Raw genomic sequence first — 16,700 nt, 5'->3', positions numbered from 1 at the left:
GGGCGAGTCAGGCGAGGGCGCGCCGCGCGACGACCTCCCGGGCCGGCGGGACGGCGCGGCGCGATGCGCTGCCCCGCGGGACCGGGCGGGGAGCGTGACCGTTGTCGCAGGTGGGGTGTGGGGGGTGGGGGTGTGCGAGGGTCCGTGGGGCGTCTTTCATGATTTCTTTTAGGAAAGTTTCCTAAGAGTTGTCGCGATCGTAGCCTTGACACCGATCCCTTACAAGACCCAAAAAACCACCCCTCCCGGCCTGCGAGGAAGCCGGAAGGGGTGGGACTGTGACCGGGTTTCGGCTACGGCGTGTGAGTGATCTTCACATCGTCGACGCCCGCCTCGACCAGGGAGGCGGTGGAGGCGTCCGCCGCGTCGACGACGATCCTGACCGTCTGGCCCGCGTGCGAGCTCAGGTTGGCGGTCGCCACCGTCCACGCGCCGTTCCTGTTGGTGGCGGCGCCCTGCTGGTTGACGACCGTGGTCGTGGTGGAGCCGACCACCCGCACCCTGAAGTAGTCGGCGGTGGAGGAGTTCGAGCCGTGCGCCAGGTACCACGACAGCGACAGGTTGAGCGTGCCCGAGGCCGGCAACGTGATCGGTGGTGACTGGATGGTGGTCACGCCGCCGTCGATGTCGTAGTCACCCGCCGACGTGCCCGCCAGAGGCCCCGTCACCAGGTCGTTGACGCCGCTGACCGTGGTGCCGAGCTGCTTGGCGCCGGAGGAGGTGGTCGCCGCGGGGTCGCCGCGCTCCCACCGGCCGGTCGTCGCGGTGTCGGTGCCGGCCGGGTTCGCCGTCCAGCCCGTCGCGCTCTCGAAGGTGTCGGAGTAGATCGTGGTCCCGCCGCCCGTGCCGCAGTACTGGGCCTCCTTGCCGATGATCCGGTAGACGCAGTCGGAGTACTCGAGGAAGCGGAGCACGGCCTCCTTGTTGCGTGTGGTCTGCGGGACGATCTGCTCGTCAGGCGGGTAGAAGCCGGGGCTCGCCCCCGTCGGGTACATCTCGAACGTGAAGCTGAAGATCTTGTAGACGCCCCACAGCCAGTCGTCGATCGTGCCGTCGGTGATGTAGAGGTCGCTGGCCTGTTCGGGGGTGTAGCTGTTGGTGGAGGCCATGTTCTGGCCGAGCGTGGCGTGCGCGTCCCTGTCGTCCTGCGTCAGGCCGGGCGCGGTGTCGTTGAAGGTGTAGCCGTAGGGCCACAGGATCAGCTCGCTGTAGGTGTGCCAGTCGATGTGCGACTTGATCTGCTGCACGCCGCCGACGACGCGGCCGCGCACCCAGTCGGCCACCGCCCGCACCTCGGGAGTGGACTCGGCCGACGCGCCGCGGTAGGTGTCGCTGGAGGGGGAACCGGACGAGCCGCCGCAGCAGCCCCAGTTGTAGCCCCAGTTGCGGTTCATGTCGGTGCCGATCGCCGTGGAGCCGGAGTTGGGCTGCCGGTTCTTGCGCCACGACCGGTAGGAGCCGGTGGCGATGTCGTACTCGCCGCCGTCGGGGTTGAGGTCCGGCATGATCCAGATCTCGCGGGTGTTGACCAGGTCGGTGATGCGCGAGTCGGTGCCGTAGCCTTCGGCGAGCAGGTGCATGATGTACAGCGCCATCTCGACCGTGAGGTGCTCGCGGGCGTGCTGGTGGGCGGTGAAGAGCACCTCGGTCTCGGCCTCGTCGGAGCCCACGTTGTCACTGATCTTGACGCCGATCAGCGGCCTGCCCTCGTAGGAGGTGCCGTAGACGAACTTGCCGGCGATCGCCGGATGCGCGGCCACCAGCGCGTCCACGTCCGCGGTCATCTCCGCGTAGTTGTGGTAGCCGGAGTCGGACGGAGGGAAGTCAGCGGCCCGCACACCGGACGGGGGTAACGGGGACGGCAGCTCCACGACCCGGTAGCCGAGCCGTTTGATCGCGGCGACCTCGTCCGCGGTCGCGCTCACCACCACCGAGTCGGCGGCCACCTCGTTGATCGCCGCGCCCGTGGATGCCACGGCGCTGCGCTCCCGTGCGTCGGCCGGCCCCTGCACCCTGTACTGCTTGTTGGGCGGCGGTTCCGCGCTCGCCCCTGCCCCTGTCACGCCGGTCAGGCAGATCAGGGCCAGAACGGACAGCAGGATGACTAATCGACTTCTCACCTTCAGCCTCCTCAGGCTTGACGGGCGTCTGCACCGAGAGTGAAGAAGCTCGCACAACCGGAAAAGGCCCAAATTTTCAGAAGCGGACCAGCGCCTCGTCCAACGGCTTCCGCCGCAGGTCGGGCACCTCCGCGTCGGGCGCGGCGTGGCCGACGGGGAACAGGATGTAGGGCCGCTCGTTGCCCGGCCGCGCGCAGATCTCGCTGAGGAAGGCCATCGGGTTGGGCGTGTGCGTCAGCGTCGACAGGCCCATGGTGTGCAGCGCGGTGATGAACAGGCCGCAGGCGATGCCCACGCTCTCGTTGACGTAGTAGTGCTTCACCCTGCTGCCGTCGGCGCGCACGCCGTACTTCTCGGCGAAGCACACCACGATCCACGGCACCACCTCGAGGTAGCCCTTGTCGGAGGTCGTCCCGAGCGGCGCCAGCGCCTGCCGCCACTCGGAGGTCAGCCTGCCGCCCTCGTAGTTCTGGCGCTCCTCGACCTCGGCCGCCTGCCGGATCCGCCGTTTGGTCGCGGGATCGCCGATCAGCACGAACTTCCACGGCTGCTGGTGGGCGCCGGACGGAGCGGTGTTGGCGGCCATGACGGCCAGCTCGACGCACTCCCTCGGCACGGGTTCGGCGCTGAAGAAGCGCACGCTGCGCCGCCGGTCGACGTGCTCGTAGAAGGCACGGCCCCGGCGCACCATCTCCGCCTCGTCGAGACGGTCGGCCGCGTAGGGGACGAACGGATACCTGTGCTCCATGGACCGCAGTGTCCGCAGCGGTGACGATGATGACAACACCGCGCCCTCTATCCTGGCGAATAGCCAGCCAAAGGCCCGCCAAGGAGCCAGATTGCCAGCACGCCGTACCGGACTCGACGATCTCGACCTGCTCATCCTGCGCCTGGTGCGGGACCGCCCGCGCACCGGCCTGCTGGAGATCGCCCGCCTGGCAGGCGTGGCGCGCGGCACCGTGCAGGCGCGGCTCGACCGGATGGCCGCCGACGGCGTGATCAGCGGTTTCGGCCCGGCCCTCTCCCCCACCGCGCTCGGCTATCCGGTGCAGGCCTTCACCACCCTGGAGGTGGAGCAGGCCGCCCGCGAGCACATCTCCTCCGCCCTGCACGCCATCCCCGAGCTGCTGGAGGCCTACATCGTCACCGGCCCGGGCGATGTCTGGTGCCGCATCGCCGGGCGCGACAACGAGCACGTCCAGCGGGTGATCGACGGCATGCTGACCATCCCGGGCGTACGGCGCAGCACGACCGTCATCACGCTGTCCGAGGTCGTCGCGCACCGGGTCCACCCGCTGGCAGGCATCCCGGACTGACCTGACAGGCCGCCTGCCAGGCACCTGCCAGAGCACTGCCAGCGGCCGGCGGCACCGTAGCGGGCATGACGTATGCGATCGAAGCCGAAGGGCTGGTCAAGAGATACGGCGACAAGGTGGCCCTGGCCGGGATCGACCTGCGCGCCAGGACCGGGACGGTGCTCGGCGTCCTCGGCCCGAACGGCGCGGGCAAGACCACGGCCGTGCGCATCCTCGCCACCCTCCAGGCCGCCGACGCGGGCCGGGCCACGGTCGGCGGGTTCGACGTGCGCGCCCAGGCCGCGCGGGTGCGCGAGCTGATCGGGCTGACCGGGCAGTACGCCTCGGTCGACGAGCAGCTGACCGGCACGCAGAACCTGGTGATGATGGGCCGCCTGCTCGGCCTGCCCCGCGACGCGGCCAGGGCCAGGGCCGCCGAGCTGCTGGACAGGTTCGGGCTGAGCGAGGCCGGCGGCAGGAAGGCCGGCGGGTACTCCGGCGGCATGCGCCGCCGCCTGGACCTGGCCGCCAGCCTGGTCAGCCGCCCCCGCGTGCTCTTCCTCGACGAGCCCACCACCGGGCTCGACCCTCACGCCCGCAACGAGCTGTGGCAGGTGGTCAGGGAGCTGGTCGCCGACGGCGTGACCGTGCTGCTGACCACGCAGTACCTGGACGAGGCCGACCAGCTCGCCGACGACATCCTGCTGATCGACGGTGGCCGCGTGGCCGCCTCCGGCACCCCCGGCGAGCTCAAGGCCAAGGCGGGCGGGCACCGCCTGGAGGTCAGGCCGCTGCACGAGCCCGACGCGGAGCGGATCACCGCGATCATGGGCGGCCTCAGCGTGCCCGTCCACGACCTGGCCGAGGCGCCCGCGCTGCTCAGGAAGCTCGACGAGGCGGGCATCGTGCTCGCCGAGCACGCGTTGCGCCTGCCCTCCCTCGACGACGTCTTCCTCAGCCTGACAGGAGCATCGAAGTGATCTCGCAGAGCCTCACCCTCGCCTGGCGCAGCCTCGTCCCGCTGAGGAACAGCCCCGGCCAGCTCGCCGGCCTGCTGATGCAACCGATCTTCATGATCGTGGTGTTCGTCTACCTGTTCGGCGGCTCGGGCGGCGACAGGGCGGGCGCGGTGCAGTACATGCTGCCCGGAGTCCTCACCCAGGTGGCGCTGATCACCACCATCGGCACCGGCATGAACCTGGCCACCGACATCGGCAACGGGGTGTTCGACCGGTTCAGGACGATGCCGATCGCCAGGGCCGCGCCCCTCGCCGGCCGGATCCTGGCCGACCTGGCCACGCTCATGGTCACCATCATGATGTCCCTGCTGATCGGCTACGTCGTGGGCTTCAGGATCCGGACCGGCCCGCTGGAGGCGCTGGCCGCCGTCGGGCTGATGGTGCTGTTCGCCTTCGCGCTGAGCTGGGCGTCGGCCTACCTGGGGCTGGTGACGAAGTCCGTGACCACGATGCAGAGCATGGCCAGCGCCGTCCTGCTCCCGCTCACCTTCGGCAGCACCGCCTTCATCCCGGCCACCGGCCTGCCCGGCTGGCTGGTGTGGTGGATGAACGTCAACCCCGTCTCGCACCTGGCGTCCGCGCTGCGCGGGTTGATGGTCGGCGGCACGCAGGCCGCCGACGTGTGGTTCACCCTCGGCTGGGCCGCCGCCATCGCCGCGGTGTTCGTGCCGCTGGCGCTGCGCGCCTACGCCAGGCGGGTCAGCTGATCACGGGACATGCGCCCGCCGCGCCCGAACGCCGCCTCGAAGGCCGTGTCACCGAGCGCGGCACGCGTGTCGGCGGCGGTTCTGGCCATCTCGGCGCCCCCTCCGCCGACACCGCCGTGGACGGCGCTCGCCCCTCCGAGCAGGACGGCGGCCCGCTCGGCGTCGCCGTCGGCCAGCGCCACCTGGGCGAAACCGGCGAGCGCGGCGGCCAGGATCGGCAGGTCCGGCGCCGCCCCGAAGGTCTCCACCGCCAGCCGCAGTTGCTCCCTGGCGCCCTGCGGGTCGCCCGCCTCCAGCAGCGCCCTGCCGTAGGAGGTGCGCGCCCAGCTCACCTGCTGCGGCAGCACGTCGCTCATCGCGGGCAGCGCGGCGAGAAGTTCCTCGTAGCGTGCCAGCGCCGCCGCTCCGTCCCCGGCCAGCCGCGCCAGCTCGGCCTCGCCGAGCCGCAGGTGCAGCAGCACCTGCTGCGACGTCTCACCCGAGACGACCGCCCTGGCCCTGGCCAGGTCGGCGGCGCCGCCCTCCGCGTCGCCGCCCTGGGCGCGCAGCAGCGCCACCGTGGTGAGCGTGGTGATCGTGTCCTCGACGCTCACCCATCCCACGGTGAGCGCCCCCGCCTCCGCGATCAGCTCGGCGGCCGGCTTGCCGCGAATGACCCGCGCCCCGGCCAGCGTCAGCAGCGACTCGCTCAGGCCCCACCGGTCACCGACCCGCCTGAACCCGGCGACCGCCCGCTCCAGATCGTCCTCCGCCAGCGGGTGGGCCGACCGCCAGCCGCCCCTGATCATCAGCGCGGCGCTCGACAGCCACGGGTCCTCGGCCGCGACGTACTCGTCCAGCAGCTCAGCCAGGCGCTCCTCCTGCCGCGTCATCGCGGCCAGCACGGCCCTGCCCAGCCACAGCATCGGATGGACGGGGCCCTCCGCGCGAGCCAGGACGATCACCCGCTCCAGGTCGTCCAGGATCCGCCCCAGCGCGTCGGGCTCGTTCAGCAGCCGCCCGATGAACCGGGTGCCGACACCGAAGGTGCAGGCGGCGTAGGCGGCCGCCAGCCCCGGCGGCGGGCCGTCGCCCGCCCGCTCGGCCAGCTCGATCACCTGCGTGGCCCACGCCTCGCCCTCGGCCCGGTAGCCGCACAGCCACCAGTACCAGGTCAGCGCCCCGCACAGGCGCAGCGCCAGCTCCACCTCGCCGGTGTCGAGCGCCCAGCGCAACGCCGCCGCGTGGTTGTCGCGTTCGGCGGCCAGCCGCTCGATCCACACCAGCTGCTCGGCCGTGCGCAGGTGCGGCACCGCCGCCTCGGCCAGCTCCGCGAAGTGGACGGCGTGCGCCCTGCGCGGCTGCCGGCCGCCGTCCATGGCGTAGGCCCTGATCGTCTCCAGCATCGTGTAACGGCCCTGGGCGTCCATCCTGACCAGCGACTTGTCCACCAGCGCGCCGAGCACCTCGATCCCCGCCCCGCACACGGCCTCGACCGCCTCCAGCGTGGCTCCGCCCGGGAACACCGCGAAGCTCTCGGCCAGCGCCCGTTCCTCCTCGGTCAGCAGGTCCCAGCTCCACTCGACCACCGCGCGCAACGTCTGCTGCCGGGGCAGCGCCGTCCTGCTGCCGCCGGTCAGCAGCCTGAACCTGTCGTCGAGCCGGTCGGCCAGCTGGACGGGCGTCATCGTGCGCAGCCTGGCCGCGGCCAGCTCGATCGCCAGCGGCATCCCGTCGAGCCTGCGGCAGATGGCCACGATCGCGGCCACGTTCCGCTCGTCGAGCCTGACGCCGCTGGCCCGGTCGAGCAGGAGCCGCACCGCCGGAGACGCCGCCGCCACGCCCGGCCGCGCCCCCTCGGGCGGCAGCTCGAGCGGCGGGATGGCCGCCAGCCGTTCCCCCTGCACGCCGAGCGGCTCCCTGCTGGTGGCCAGCACCCTCAGGCCGGGACACTCGATCAGGAGCCGTTCGGCCAGCATGGCCGCCGCCGCCACGAGGTGCTCGCAGTTGTCGAGCACGATGAGCGCCTTGCGGCCGGCGAGCGCGCCCACCAGCCGGTCGGCCGGGCTGACCTTCTCCGCCGCGCCCAGCGCCGGCCGGTCGGTGCCGCGCAGGTCGAGCGCGTCGAGCATGGCGCCGGGCACGTCGGCCGGGTCGGTGACGGCGGCCAGCTCGACCAGCCACGCCTCCTCGGCCAGCAGTGCCGCCTCCGTCGCCAGCCTGGTCTTGCCGGCGCCGCCGGGGCCGACGATGGAGACCATTCTCGAGGTCGCCAGCAGCCCGGTCAGCTCCTCCAGCTCCTCCTCGCGGCCGATGAAGCTGGTCAGCGGGCGTTTCACGCCCGGGCGGCGATGCCGTACGGCGGGCTGGCCGACCGGCTGGACAGGGGGCCGGCCGGCCGGCGGGGCCGCAGGAAGGTCCCCCGACACCACCGCCAGATGGGCGGCGCGCAGCTCGGGGCCGGGATCGACGCCCAGCTCGTCGGCCAGGCGCGCCCTGGTGCGCTCGAAGAGCGCCAGCGCGTCGGCCTGCCGCCCGGCGGCGGCCATGGCGCGCACGACGATCGCGCACAGCCGTTCGCGCAGCGGGTGGGCGGCCACCTCCGCCGCCAGGTCCACGGGCAGCCCCGCCGCCAGGCGCGCCTCGGCCCTGGTCTCGACCGCGGCGAGCCTGTCCTCCTCCAGCGCCGCCGCCACGTTGGCCAGGTGCGGCACCGTGGCCAGGTCGGCCAGCGCGGGCCCGCGCCACAGCTTCAGCGCCGCCTCCAGCTCGCCGGCGGCCACCAGGTCGTGGAAGCGGCGCACGTCCACCCGCGCGGTCAGCCGGTAGCCGCCCGGCCTGCTCTCCACCGCCTCGTACGGCCTGAGCGCCGCGCGCAGCCGCTTGACCAGAGTCTGGAGGGCGTTGGCCGCGTTGGCGGGCGGTTCGCCCGGCCACAGCGCGTCGATCAGCCGGTCGGCGGTGACCAGCCGTCCCTCCTCCAGCGCGAGCAGCGCCAGCAGGGCCCTGACCCTGGCACCGCCGATCTCGATCGGCCCTTCAGGTCCCTCGACCTCCAGCGGACCGAGAATCGCCACACGCATACGCACATCTTGCCGTCCGGAAGGGCCCGCGCAGCCACCCCAGCCGCGCGAGCCCTCGATACCGGCTAATTCATAGTAACTCAGTGGGTTTTATAGGTAAATACCCGTCTCCCTAGTCGGCGCGCACCCTCTCGCGCACCCACACCCCCGCCGGCTTGAGCCTGGAGGTACCCGCGAACGGGCCGTTCGGGCAGGTGCCCGAGGTGAAGACGGCACCCGAGCGCGAGTCGTCGGAGTAGTTCCAGTTCACCCAGCTGATCTTCTTCTGCGCCATCAGGTCGATGTACTGCTGCGACCGGGTGAAGTTGTTCGAGCCGTCACCCGAGGCCGTCTGCGTGCCGAACTCCGTGACGAACATCGGGATCCGGTCGGCCGCCCGCGACAGCGCGTTCAGGTACTCCGAGCCGTGGGAGGCGGCGTAGAAGTGGAAGGTGTACATGATGTTGGTCGCGTTGACCGGGTTGTTGACGACCTCGCTCTCGTCGGCCCCGTCCGAGACGCCGAGCGACGACCACGCGCGGGTCCCCACGAGGATCGGCGTCTCCGGATCGTGCTGCCTGATCACCGGGATCAACTGGTGGGCGTAGTTCCTGATCGTCGACCACGACACGCCGTTCGGCTCGTTGGCGATCTCGTACAGCAGGTTGTTCTTGCCGTTGTGCCGCTGCGCGATCTCGGTGAAGAAGGTCTTGGCCCTGCTCAGGTTCACCGTCGGATCGCCGGGGCTGAGCATGTGCCAGTCCACGATCGCGTACATCCCGCGCGCCGTGGCCATCTCGATCAGGTTGTGCACCCGGTCGGCGAACAGCCGCGGATTGGTCTCGTAGCCGCCCTCCTGGATGTACATCGAGATCCGCAGGACGTCGGCCTTCCAGTCGGTGGCCAGCGCGTCCAGCGAGGCGGTGTTGAGGCACTGCGAGTACCACTGCAGGCCGTGCGAGCTCATGCCGCGCAGCTGGATCTGCTCGCCGCGCTCGTTGCACAGCCGTACCCCGCACACCTGGAGCCGGCCGTTGGCCTCCACCGGCGTGCCGGTGCCGCCCGGCTGCGTGGTGGCGGTGACCGCGGCGCTCCTGCCCGACTCGTTGTCCGACGGATCACGGGCGGTCACGGTGTAGGTGTGGGTGGACGACGGTGCCAGGCCGGTGATCGTGGCCGACGTGCCGCCGACGGTCGCCTTCAGCGTCGACCCCTCGTAGACCCGGTAGTCCTTGATCGTCCCGCTGTTGTCGGCCGAGGCGTCCCACGCCAGCGTGACGGAGCTGGAGGTGGTGGCCGTCGCCCGCGGGTTGCCGGGAACGGAGGGGCTCTCGGTGTCGGGCGGGCCCGCGGCCGAGACCGTCAGCCTGTCGAGGTTCGGTCCGCCGTTGGCGGTCGTGGCGGTGGCGCGGACGGTGTTGGCGCCCGCGTTCAGCGCCGCGGTGACGGTGGTCTCCGCCCATGTGCTCCACGCGCCCGTGCCGGGGAAGTCCTTGGTCACGCCGGTCCCGTTGACCGCGATGGCCATCGGCCTGTCGGTGGTGGTGCCGTTGGCGTAGCGGAAGGTCAGCGCCGCGTTCCCGGCCGCGGCGGCGTTGACCGTGAACTCGACGTAGGAACCCGCGACGTTGGTGTAGTCCACGAAGCCGGTGCCGGTGTACCCGGCGTGCTTGGTGTCCACGATGCCCTGCGAGATGACCGCGTTCTCCGCCTGGTACTCGTTCGACGGGGCGGCAACGTCGATCTCGGCGTAGTCGAGGTTCGGGCCGCCGTTGGCGGTCGTGGCGGTGGCGCGGACGGTGTTGGCGCCCACGTGCACCGGCGCCGTGACGGTCGTCGAGGCCCAGGTGGACCAGGCTCCCGTGCCGGGGAAGTTCTTGGTCACGCTGGTCCCGTTGACCGCGACGGCCATCGGCCGGTCGGTGGTGGTGCCGTTGGCGTAGCGGAGCACGATCGAGGCGGTGCCCGCCGCGGCGGCGTTCACGGTGAACTCGACGTAGGAGCCCTGGACGTTGTCGTAGTTGACGAAGCCGGTGCCGCTGAAGCCCGCGTGATTGGACTCGACCGCCCCTTGGGAGACGGTCGCGTTCTCCGCCTCGAGGCGGGAGGGCGCCTGGGCCAGGGCGGGCGCGGCCAGGCAGGTGGTGAGGACGGCGGTGAGCGCGAGGAAGCGGACGGGTCGGAGCATCGCCCCTCCGGTTTATTAGGAAACTTAACTAACGATCAATCGGAGAATAGGTCTGACCACTCCCGGGCACAAGGCCCAAATTGACAGGCATCAGACAGGAACGCTGACGGCCTTGACGAAGTACGTCCGATGCGCCACGCGCAGGGCCGCGCTAGGCGCGCAGCATGCCGCGCAGGATGGCGTCGAGCGTGCCGGCCTCCTGCTCGGTGAGCCGGGAGGCCAGCCGCGCCAGGTTGGCCGCGTGCTCGGTGAGGGTGGCGTCGATGACCTCGCGGCCCCGCTCGGTGAGCGAGACGCGGAAGCTGCGCCGGTCGGCGGGGTCGAGGCTGCGCTCGACCAGCCCCGCCGCCTCCAGTCGGTCGATGCGGTTGGTCATGCCCGCCCGCGACATCATCAGCACGTCCGACAGCTCCGACGGCATCAGCGTGTACGGCGGGCCCGACCGGCGCAGCGCCGCCAGCACGTCGAACTCGCCCGGTCGCAGGCCGTGGCGCCGGAAGACCTCCTCCACGGCCGACTCCACCAGCCGCGACGCCTGGCCGAGGCGGCCGAAGACGCCCATCGCCGACAGGTCGAGGTCCGGACGCTCGCGCCGCCACTGGGTGAGGATGACGTCGATCGCGTCCTGCTCACTGCTCATGGTCAGACCCTATGGCCATCGGCGGCGCCGTCCGCCCGGCGGGACCGGGCCCCGGCGGTCCTGCCGTACCGGTGTCTGGACGGGGCGCCGGGACGCCGCCAGGCGCCCGGCGGCCTGCGGTACCGGCCGCTCCGAAACCGGCCGGGAGACGCGACACGCTACTGTGAAATGACCCATTTGAGCAGGAGCGACCATGTTCTTCGGTGTGACCGATCTCTGGACATATGTGGCGGGAGCCTTCTTCATCATCCTGCTGCCCGGCCCCAACTCGCTCTACGTGCTCGCCCTCGCCGCCCAGCGCGGCGTGCGTGAGGGCTACAAGGCGGCGATGGGCGTCTTCGTCGGCGACACCGTCCTCATGGTGCTCGCGGCGGCGGGCGCGGCGTCGCTGCTGCGCTCGAATCCGGTGCTGTTCACGGTCGTGAAGTACCTGGGCGCGGGCTACCTGGCGTGGATCGGCCTCCAGATGATCAGGGGCGCGTGGAAGGCGTGGCGCTCCGCCGACCCGGCTCACGTCCCGGTCGCCGTGCTGGTGGACGAGCGCGGACCGAACCCCTTCCGCAAGGCGCTGACGATCAGCCTGCTGAACCCGAAGGCGATCTTGTTCTTCGTCTCCTTCTTCATCCAGTTCGTGGACCCCTCGTACGGCACGCCCGCGGTGCCGTTCCTCATCCTGGGGGCGATCATCCAGCTGTTCAGCGCGCTCTACCTGTCGGCGCTGATCTTCGGCGGGACCTTCCTGGCCGGGCAGTTCCGCGCCAGGCGGAAGCTGTCGGCCACCCTCACCTCGGGGGTCGGCGCGCTGTTCCTCGGCTTCGGCGCCAAGCTCGCCACGGCCAGCCTGGGGTAATCGTTTCTCCGCAAACCATGACAGATGCGACATATAGCCACGGCAAGATCAGCAAGTGCCGAATGTGCACAATCTGACAGTGGCACTCCCGGACGTCAGGTACGGTAAGCCAGCGGCGCGCCCCTGCGCGCCGGGGTAATCCGTCCCGCAACCCGACGACAGCGTCCGACGATGCCTGATCCCGCCAGCCAGGGGTAGGCGCTGCTCGTGGGCCGACCTACGGAGCAGAGTTGAACCATCCCCCTGTCGTGCTGCCACGTCTGACCGCCCTGGCCAGGCAGGCGATCCCCCGCCTGCTCGAAGGAGTCGTCGCTCCGCTCGCCGTCTTCTACACCGCCCTCATGATCCTGGGCGAGAATGGCGCGCTGATCGCGGCGGTGTCGTGGGTCTACCTCGGCGTGGGATGGCGGCTCGTCAGGAAGGTACGGGTGCCCGCGACCATGTTCCTGGCCGCGGTCGCGATCACCGCGCGGGCCCTGGTCGCGCTGTGGACCGGCAACAACGCCGTCTTCTTCCTGACGCCCGAGTTCGGGACCATCTGCATCAGCATGATCTTCCTCGCCTCGGTCAGGCTGAACAGGCCGATGGTCCAGAAGCTCACCCTCGACTACATCCACCTGCCGCAGGCGGTGCTGAAGCACGAGCGGATGCGCAGGTTCTTCGCCAGGATCACGCTGCTGTGGGCGTTCGTGCTGATGGCCAACTCCACCGTGAGCATCTGGCTCTTCCTCAACGAGTCCATCGGCGCCTACATGCTGCTGCGCACCTCAGCGGTGGCCGCTATCAGCGGGTTCGCGATCACCTTCTCGTTGTGGACCTTCAAGCGGGTGCTGCGCCGCCTCAGCCACGCTCCCGCCTGACTTCTCGATCAGCAGGAACGCGCCACCGAGCCCCAGCGTCAGGCCGGTCAGCATGGCGAACAGCGTCACCAGGTGGGGCGCGACCATCGGCACCTCGGCGGCCAGCGGGCCGGCGGTCACCATGATGATCATCTCGTAGAGGCCCCAGGCGAACAGGTGGCCGCTGCCCAGCCACGCCACGGCCGTCGACCACCACGCGTGCCCGCGCAGCAGGGCCAGGTAACCGGCGGCGCCGGCGATGACGAGCGCTCCGCCGAGGGCCTGCACGACGCTTCCCGGCAGGTTCCGCGCGGCCGTCACAGCGGGGTCGAGTCCGGCGGTGCCGCCGCAGGCCCAGTACACGTCCACGGCGCCGACGACCAGCGCCACCAGCAGGCTGCCGCGGCCCACGACGTGCTGGAACGCCACGGCCGTCCGCGCCCTGCCGTACCGGAAGGCCCACGGCCACCTGGCGCGGGCGTAGAGGGCGAAGGCGACGGTGAGACCCACGCCCTGCAGCGAGAAACCGCCGTAGACCATCAGGTAGACCCAGCCCTCCACCATCGGGCCGCCGTGGAAGGTGCCCGGTCCCTCGATCAGCAGGGCCAGCGGCAGCGCGACGACGATCTTGGACAGCAGGGCGGTGCCGACCCAGATGGGCAGCAGCACCAGCCACGCCGGCAGGCGCATCCCCCACCGCGTGGTGAAGGCGAGCGCGAGGCACAGGCCGACCAGGTCCATGCCGAAGGTCATGGCGTTGAGCCCGGTCATCGCGCCCGAGTCCATCAGCGAAAGGTCGACCACGCCGACCGGGCGGCCCGTCAGCCAGAGGATCTTGATGGTGAGGTAGGGCAGGGTCGCGGCCATCGCGACGATCGCGGCGGTGATCCTGCCGATTCCTGCGCGGGGAGCGTCCATGCCGCCCAATCTGCCCGGCGGCGGCGCCTCCGGCCTCACGCGACGCGGGGATCCTCCTCCCCCGCGCGAGGGACGACGACCAGTTCGAAGCCCTCGCCGGCCGGGCCCGCCGTCATCGTGCCGCCGGCCAGCCGGACGCGCTCGCGCAGTCCGGTGAGGCCCATGCCGCCCGGGACCGCGGTGGGCCGGCCGCGGGAGGGGCCGTTGCGCACCGAGATCCGCCCGGGCGCGACCGAGACCCGCACCCACGCGCCGGGGGCGTGCTTGGCGGCGTTGGTCAGGCCCTCCTGGACCACCCGGTGCGCCAGCGCGGGCACGGGACCCGGCGCGATCTCCGCCATGACCTCCATCCCCGAGCCCCTGGCCCGCTCGACCAGGGCGGCGACGTCCTCGTCGACGGGCGCGAGCGGGGCGGGGTCGATGTCCTCGCGCAGCAGCCCCACGATCTGCCTCAGCCGTTCCGTGGCCTCCGCCGCCGCCACCCGCAACTCCCCCGCGGCCTTGGCCTGCGCCGGAGCGAGTCCAGGCGCGATCTCGAGGCCCGCCGCGCGCACCGCGATGAGGGCCAGGTCGTGCCCGAGCGAGTCGTGCATCTCGTGCGCGATGCGGGCCCGCTCGCGCATCCTGGCCTGCGCCGCCGCGGCCTCGCCGGCCCGCGCCCGCTGGTGCACCAGCCGCCGCCGCAGCGCCCCCAGCAGGTACGGCAGGACGTAGAAGCCGGCGAGCCCGGACACCATCGTGACCCACAGCCGCGGCTGGCCGCCCTGCGCCAGCACGACGCCCGAGCCGACGACGGTGGCCGCGCCGAGAACGGCCACGGCCGGCCAGGCGCGCGCGGTCCTGCGCCCGGTCAGGTAGGCGTACCAGATCACGGCCGGCGTGGTCGGCGTGAGCGGGAAGATCTTCACCGCGACCAGCGACAGCGGCCACAGCTGGTCGCCGGTGGCCTGCCCCCGGCTGAAGTCCCAGTCGGCGGTGGCCAGGCCCTCGTCGAACTGCCAGGGTCCCACCGGCAGCAGGATCACGACCGCGGCGAGCGGCCACGGCCGGCCCACCGCGATCGCCAGGGCCAGAAGCAGCACGCGCCCGCCCGTCACCGCGAGGAAGCGGCCGGGGTCGGCGAAGGGGTCGGGTCCCGCGGCGGCGGCCAGGACGGACATGACGAGCCACAGGAGCACGTCGTGGAGCAGGTGGCGGGGCGTGCGGCGCATGCGGGAGACGCTATCGGGCCGGGCCCTGGCGGCACCTCTGCCGAAAGTCAGGGTATCGCCCGGCCTACCGGAGATGGTGGTGCCAGCCTCACCGTCGATCTCCACCCTCACACCAGTGTGCGAGGTCTCCTTCCCGAGTTGGATCGAGGGACATGACGAAAGTAGGGGGTCGTGCGTACCGATCGTCCGATGTGGGCGGACCTGATCGATCCCTAGGTTCGAGGAGGTAGATCCCTGAGATTTCCAGGGGACGGCCGGGGTCCGGCCGGGGGCCGTTCCCCGATGTCGCCAGGGTGATCCGCCGCCACTCTGAGAGAACTCCCTCCACAGACCGGAGCGCACACATGTCCCATGCCATTCTCGACCTGCTCAACCAGGTGATGACCTCGCCATGGTTGTACGTCGCGCTGTTCGCGCTGGCGATGCTCGACGGGTTCTTCCCCGTCGTGCCCGCCGAGACGGCTGTCATCACCGCGGGCGTGTTCGCGGCCTCCACGGGTGACCCGAACCTGTGGCTGGTGATGGTCGTGGCCGCGCTGGGCGCCTTCACCGGTGACCACATCTCCTACTTCATCGGCAGCAAGGCGGGCCGCCGGCTGCGGGGCAAGAAGGCCTTCACGTGGGCCCAGCAGGCACTCGCCGAGCGTGGCGGCCTGCTGCTCGTGGTGGCCCGCTACATCCCCGGCGGCAGGACCGCGGCCACGCTCACCATGGGCGGGGTCGGCTATCCGCGCGGCTCGTTCGCGTTCTTCGACGCGATCGCGGCCGGGTCGTGGGCGGTCTACTCGACGCTGATCGGCTTCTTCGGCGGCATGGCCTTCGAGAACGACCCGATCAAGGGCCTGCTGCTCGGCCTCGGCATCGCGGTGACGATCACCATGGTCGTCGAGCTGGTCCGCTGGCTGCGCAAGCGGCGTTCACCGGGTTCTCACCGGGCGCTCGTCCCTGCCGCGCAGGGCGCCGAAGGAGAGTCCTGACTGTTCGCCCCCCTGTCCCTGAGCGGAGACCTCACGGACACCTCCACATGTCTTCATCCAGGTGAAAGGAGTGCGCATGACTGTGCTGGCCGCGGCCGTGGCCCTGTTCGGCTCGTTGTTCTTCGCACTCGGCGCCGCTCTCCAGCAGTTCGAGGCGGTGGGCTCGGCCAAGCCGGGCCTGCTGGCCCTGCTCAGAAAGCCCCGCTGGCTCGCGGGCGGGGCGTCGATCCTCGTGGGCGGAGGGCTGCACATCGTGGCCCTCGGCCTCGGCCCGCTCACCGTCGTCCAGCCGATGGGCGTGGCCAGCCTCCTGTTCGCCCTGCCGATCGCGGCCGCCCTGCACGGGCGGCGGCCGTCCCGGGGGGAACTGGCCGCGGCGGCCACGGTCGCCATCGGCCTGATCGGGCTGGTCCTGCTGGTCCCCTCGCACGACGGCCCCACGTACCTGAGCCCGCACGGGGCCGCCACGCTGCTCGCGGTCGCGGGCGTCGCGGCGGTGCTGCTGTGGGCGGGCGCGAGGGCCGCCTCCCCTGCGGGACGGGCCGCGCTCCTGGCCACCAGCGCGGGCGTGCTGTACGGCGCGACCGCGACCCTCATGCGCGTCCTGGTCGACGGGGCGTGGAACTGGTGGTACCTGCTGGCGCTGCCGGTTCCCGCCCTGCTCGCCCTGGTGCTCCTGCAGCGGGCCTACGCCGTCGGCCACTTCGGCGTGTCCTTCGCCTCGCTGCAGATCGCCGACCCCCTGACCGCCGTCGCCTTCGGCGCCCTCCTGCTCGGCGAGCCCCTCCCCCAGGGTGTCGCCCCGATCGCGGCCGCCGCGCTCACGGCGGTGGGCACGATCGCGCTCGCTCGCACCACCCCCCTCGAATCACGTTCCTAACTCCCAGGAGTCCCC

General features: G+C 71.6%; 14 protein-coding genes. 7 read left to right on the top strand and 7 right to left on the bottom strand.

Translation table 11 applies throughout. The annotated features are described in order from the left end of the window. Positions 1-293: 293 nt before the first annotated feature. Both ACWENQ_RS42390 and ACWENQ_RS42385 read right to left on the bottom strand, forming a co-directional pair. A complete protein-coding gene (locus ACWENQ_RS42390) occupies positions 294-2,120 on the bottom strand; it encodes a M14 family metallopeptidase (RefSeq protein ID WP_449929451.1) in 1,827 nt (608 codons plus the stop codon). Between the two features lie 76 nt (positions 2,121-2,196). Continuing rightward, entirely contained in the window at positions 2,197-2,868 is a 672-nt protein-coding gene (locus ACWENQ_RS42385) for a nitroreductase family protein (RefSeq protein WP_452419341.1), read from the bottom strand. 91 nt (positions 2,869-2,959) lie between these two features. Between ACWENQ_RS42385 and ACWENQ_RS42380 the strand changes: the two genes are divergently transcribed. The 3 genes from ACWENQ_RS42380 (at position 2,960) to ACWENQ_RS42370 (ending at position 5,141) form a co-directional block, all read left to right on the top strand. Then, positions 2,960-3,436, top strand: coding sequence for an Lrp/AsnC family transcriptional regulator (locus ACWENQ_RS42380; protein ID WP_354920256.1), 477 nt, complete (start codon positions 2,960-2,962; stop codon positions 3,434-3,436). 65 nt (positions 3,437-3,501) lie between these two features. Further along, a complete protein-coding gene (locus ACWENQ_RS42375; protein WP_449929456.1) occupies positions 3,502-4,395 on the top strand; it encodes an ATP-binding cassette domain-containing protein in 894 nt (297 codons plus the stop codon). After that, positions 4,392-5,141 carry an ABC transporter permease gene (locus tag ACWENQ_RS42370; protein ID WP_449929458.1) on the top strand — a complete coding sequence of 250 codons (750 nt, stop codon included), beginning with the start codon at positions 4,392-4,394 and terminating at the stop codon, positions 5,139-5,141. The genes ACWENQ_RS42375 and ACWENQ_RS42370 overlap by 4 nt, the downstream gene beginning before the upstream one ends. On the opposite strand, the gene ACWENQ_RS42365 is transcribed toward ACWENQ_RS42370, so the two are convergent. The 3 genes from ACWENQ_RS42365 to ACWENQ_RS42355 all read right to left on the bottom strand — a co-directional run bounded on the left by ACWENQ_RS42365 (position 5,120) and on the right by ACWENQ_RS42355 (position 11,010). Further along, positions 5,120-8,203, bottom strand: coding sequence for a BTAD domain-containing putative transcriptional regulator (locus tag ACWENQ_RS42365; RefSeq protein WP_452419340.1), 3,084 nt, complete (start codon positions 8,201-8,203; stop codon positions 5,120-5,122). The two genes, ACWENQ_RS42370 and ACWENQ_RS42365, sit on opposite strands and share 22 nt — an antisense overlap. 112 nt (positions 8,204-8,315) lie before the next feature. Next, entirely contained in the window at positions 8,316-10,370 is a 2,055-nt protein-coding gene (locus tag ACWENQ_RS42360) for a cellulase family glycosylhydrolase (protein WP_452419339.1), read from the bottom strand. 151 nt (positions 10,371-10,521) lie between these two features. Beyond that, positions 10,522-11,010 (bottom strand): MarR family winged helix-turn-helix transcriptional regulator, encoded by a 489-nt coding sequence (locus tag ACWENQ_RS42355; protein ID WP_452419338.1) that lies wholly within the window; start codon positions 11,008-11,010, stop codon positions 10,522-10,524. 193 nt (positions 11,011-11,203) lie between these two features. On the opposite strand from ACWENQ_RS42355, the gene leuE reads away from it, so the two are divergent. Then, positions 11,204-11,860: a leucine efflux protein LeuE gene (gene leuE / locus ACWENQ_RS42350; RefSeq protein WP_449929464.1), complete on the top strand. Its 657-nt coding sequence runs from the start codon at positions 11,204-11,206 to the stop codon at positions 11,858-11,860. 230 nt (positions 11,861-12,090) lie between these two features. Continuing rightward, a complete protein-coding gene (locus ACWENQ_RS42345) occupies positions 12,091-12,720 on the top strand; it encodes a VC0807 family protein (RefSeq protein ID WP_452419337.1) in 630 nt (209 codons plus the stop codon). On the opposite strand, the gene ACWENQ_RS42340 is transcribed toward ACWENQ_RS42345, so the two are convergent. Together ACWENQ_RS42340 and ACWENQ_RS42335 are read right to left on the bottom strand one after the other, a co-directional pair. Next, a complete protein-coding gene (locus tag ACWENQ_RS42340) occupies positions 12,628-13,617 on the bottom strand; it encodes a hypothetical protein (protein ID WP_452419336.1) in 990 nt (329 codons plus the stop codon). The two genes, ACWENQ_RS42345 and ACWENQ_RS42340, sit on opposite strands and share 93 nt — an antisense overlap. A gap of 35 nt (positions 13,618-13,652) precedes the next feature. Then, the gene (locus ACWENQ_RS42335; protein ID WP_452419335.1) at positions 13,653-14,828 is read right to left on the bottom strand and encodes a sensor histidine kinase; all 1,176 of its coding nucleotides are present in this window, start codon (positions 14,826-14,828) and stop codon (positions 13,653-13,655) included. 344 nt (positions 14,829-15,172) lie between these two features. Between ACWENQ_RS42335 and ACWENQ_RS42330 the strand changes: the two genes are divergently transcribed. Together ACWENQ_RS42330 and ACWENQ_RS42325 are read left to right on the top strand one after the other, a co-directional pair. Then, positions 15,173-15,805 carry a DedA family protein gene (locus tag ACWENQ_RS42330; protein WP_354920229.1) on the top strand — a complete coding sequence of 211 codons (633 nt, stop codon included), beginning with the start codon at positions 15,173-15,175 and terminating at the stop codon, positions 15,803-15,805. A gap of 76 nt (positions 15,806-15,881) precedes the next feature. Further along, entirely contained in the window at positions 15,882-16,685 is an 804-nt protein-coding gene (locus ACWENQ_RS42325; RefSeq protein WP_449929472.1) for a DMT family transporter, read from the top strand. The last annotated feature ends 15 nt before the right edge of the window (positions 16,686-16,700 follow it).

The organism is Nonomuraea sp. NPDC004354 (assembly GCF_053602555.1).
The sequence above is the reverse complement of the archived record's forward strand: the minus strand, read 5'-3'. Positions and strand labels throughout refer to the sequence as shown.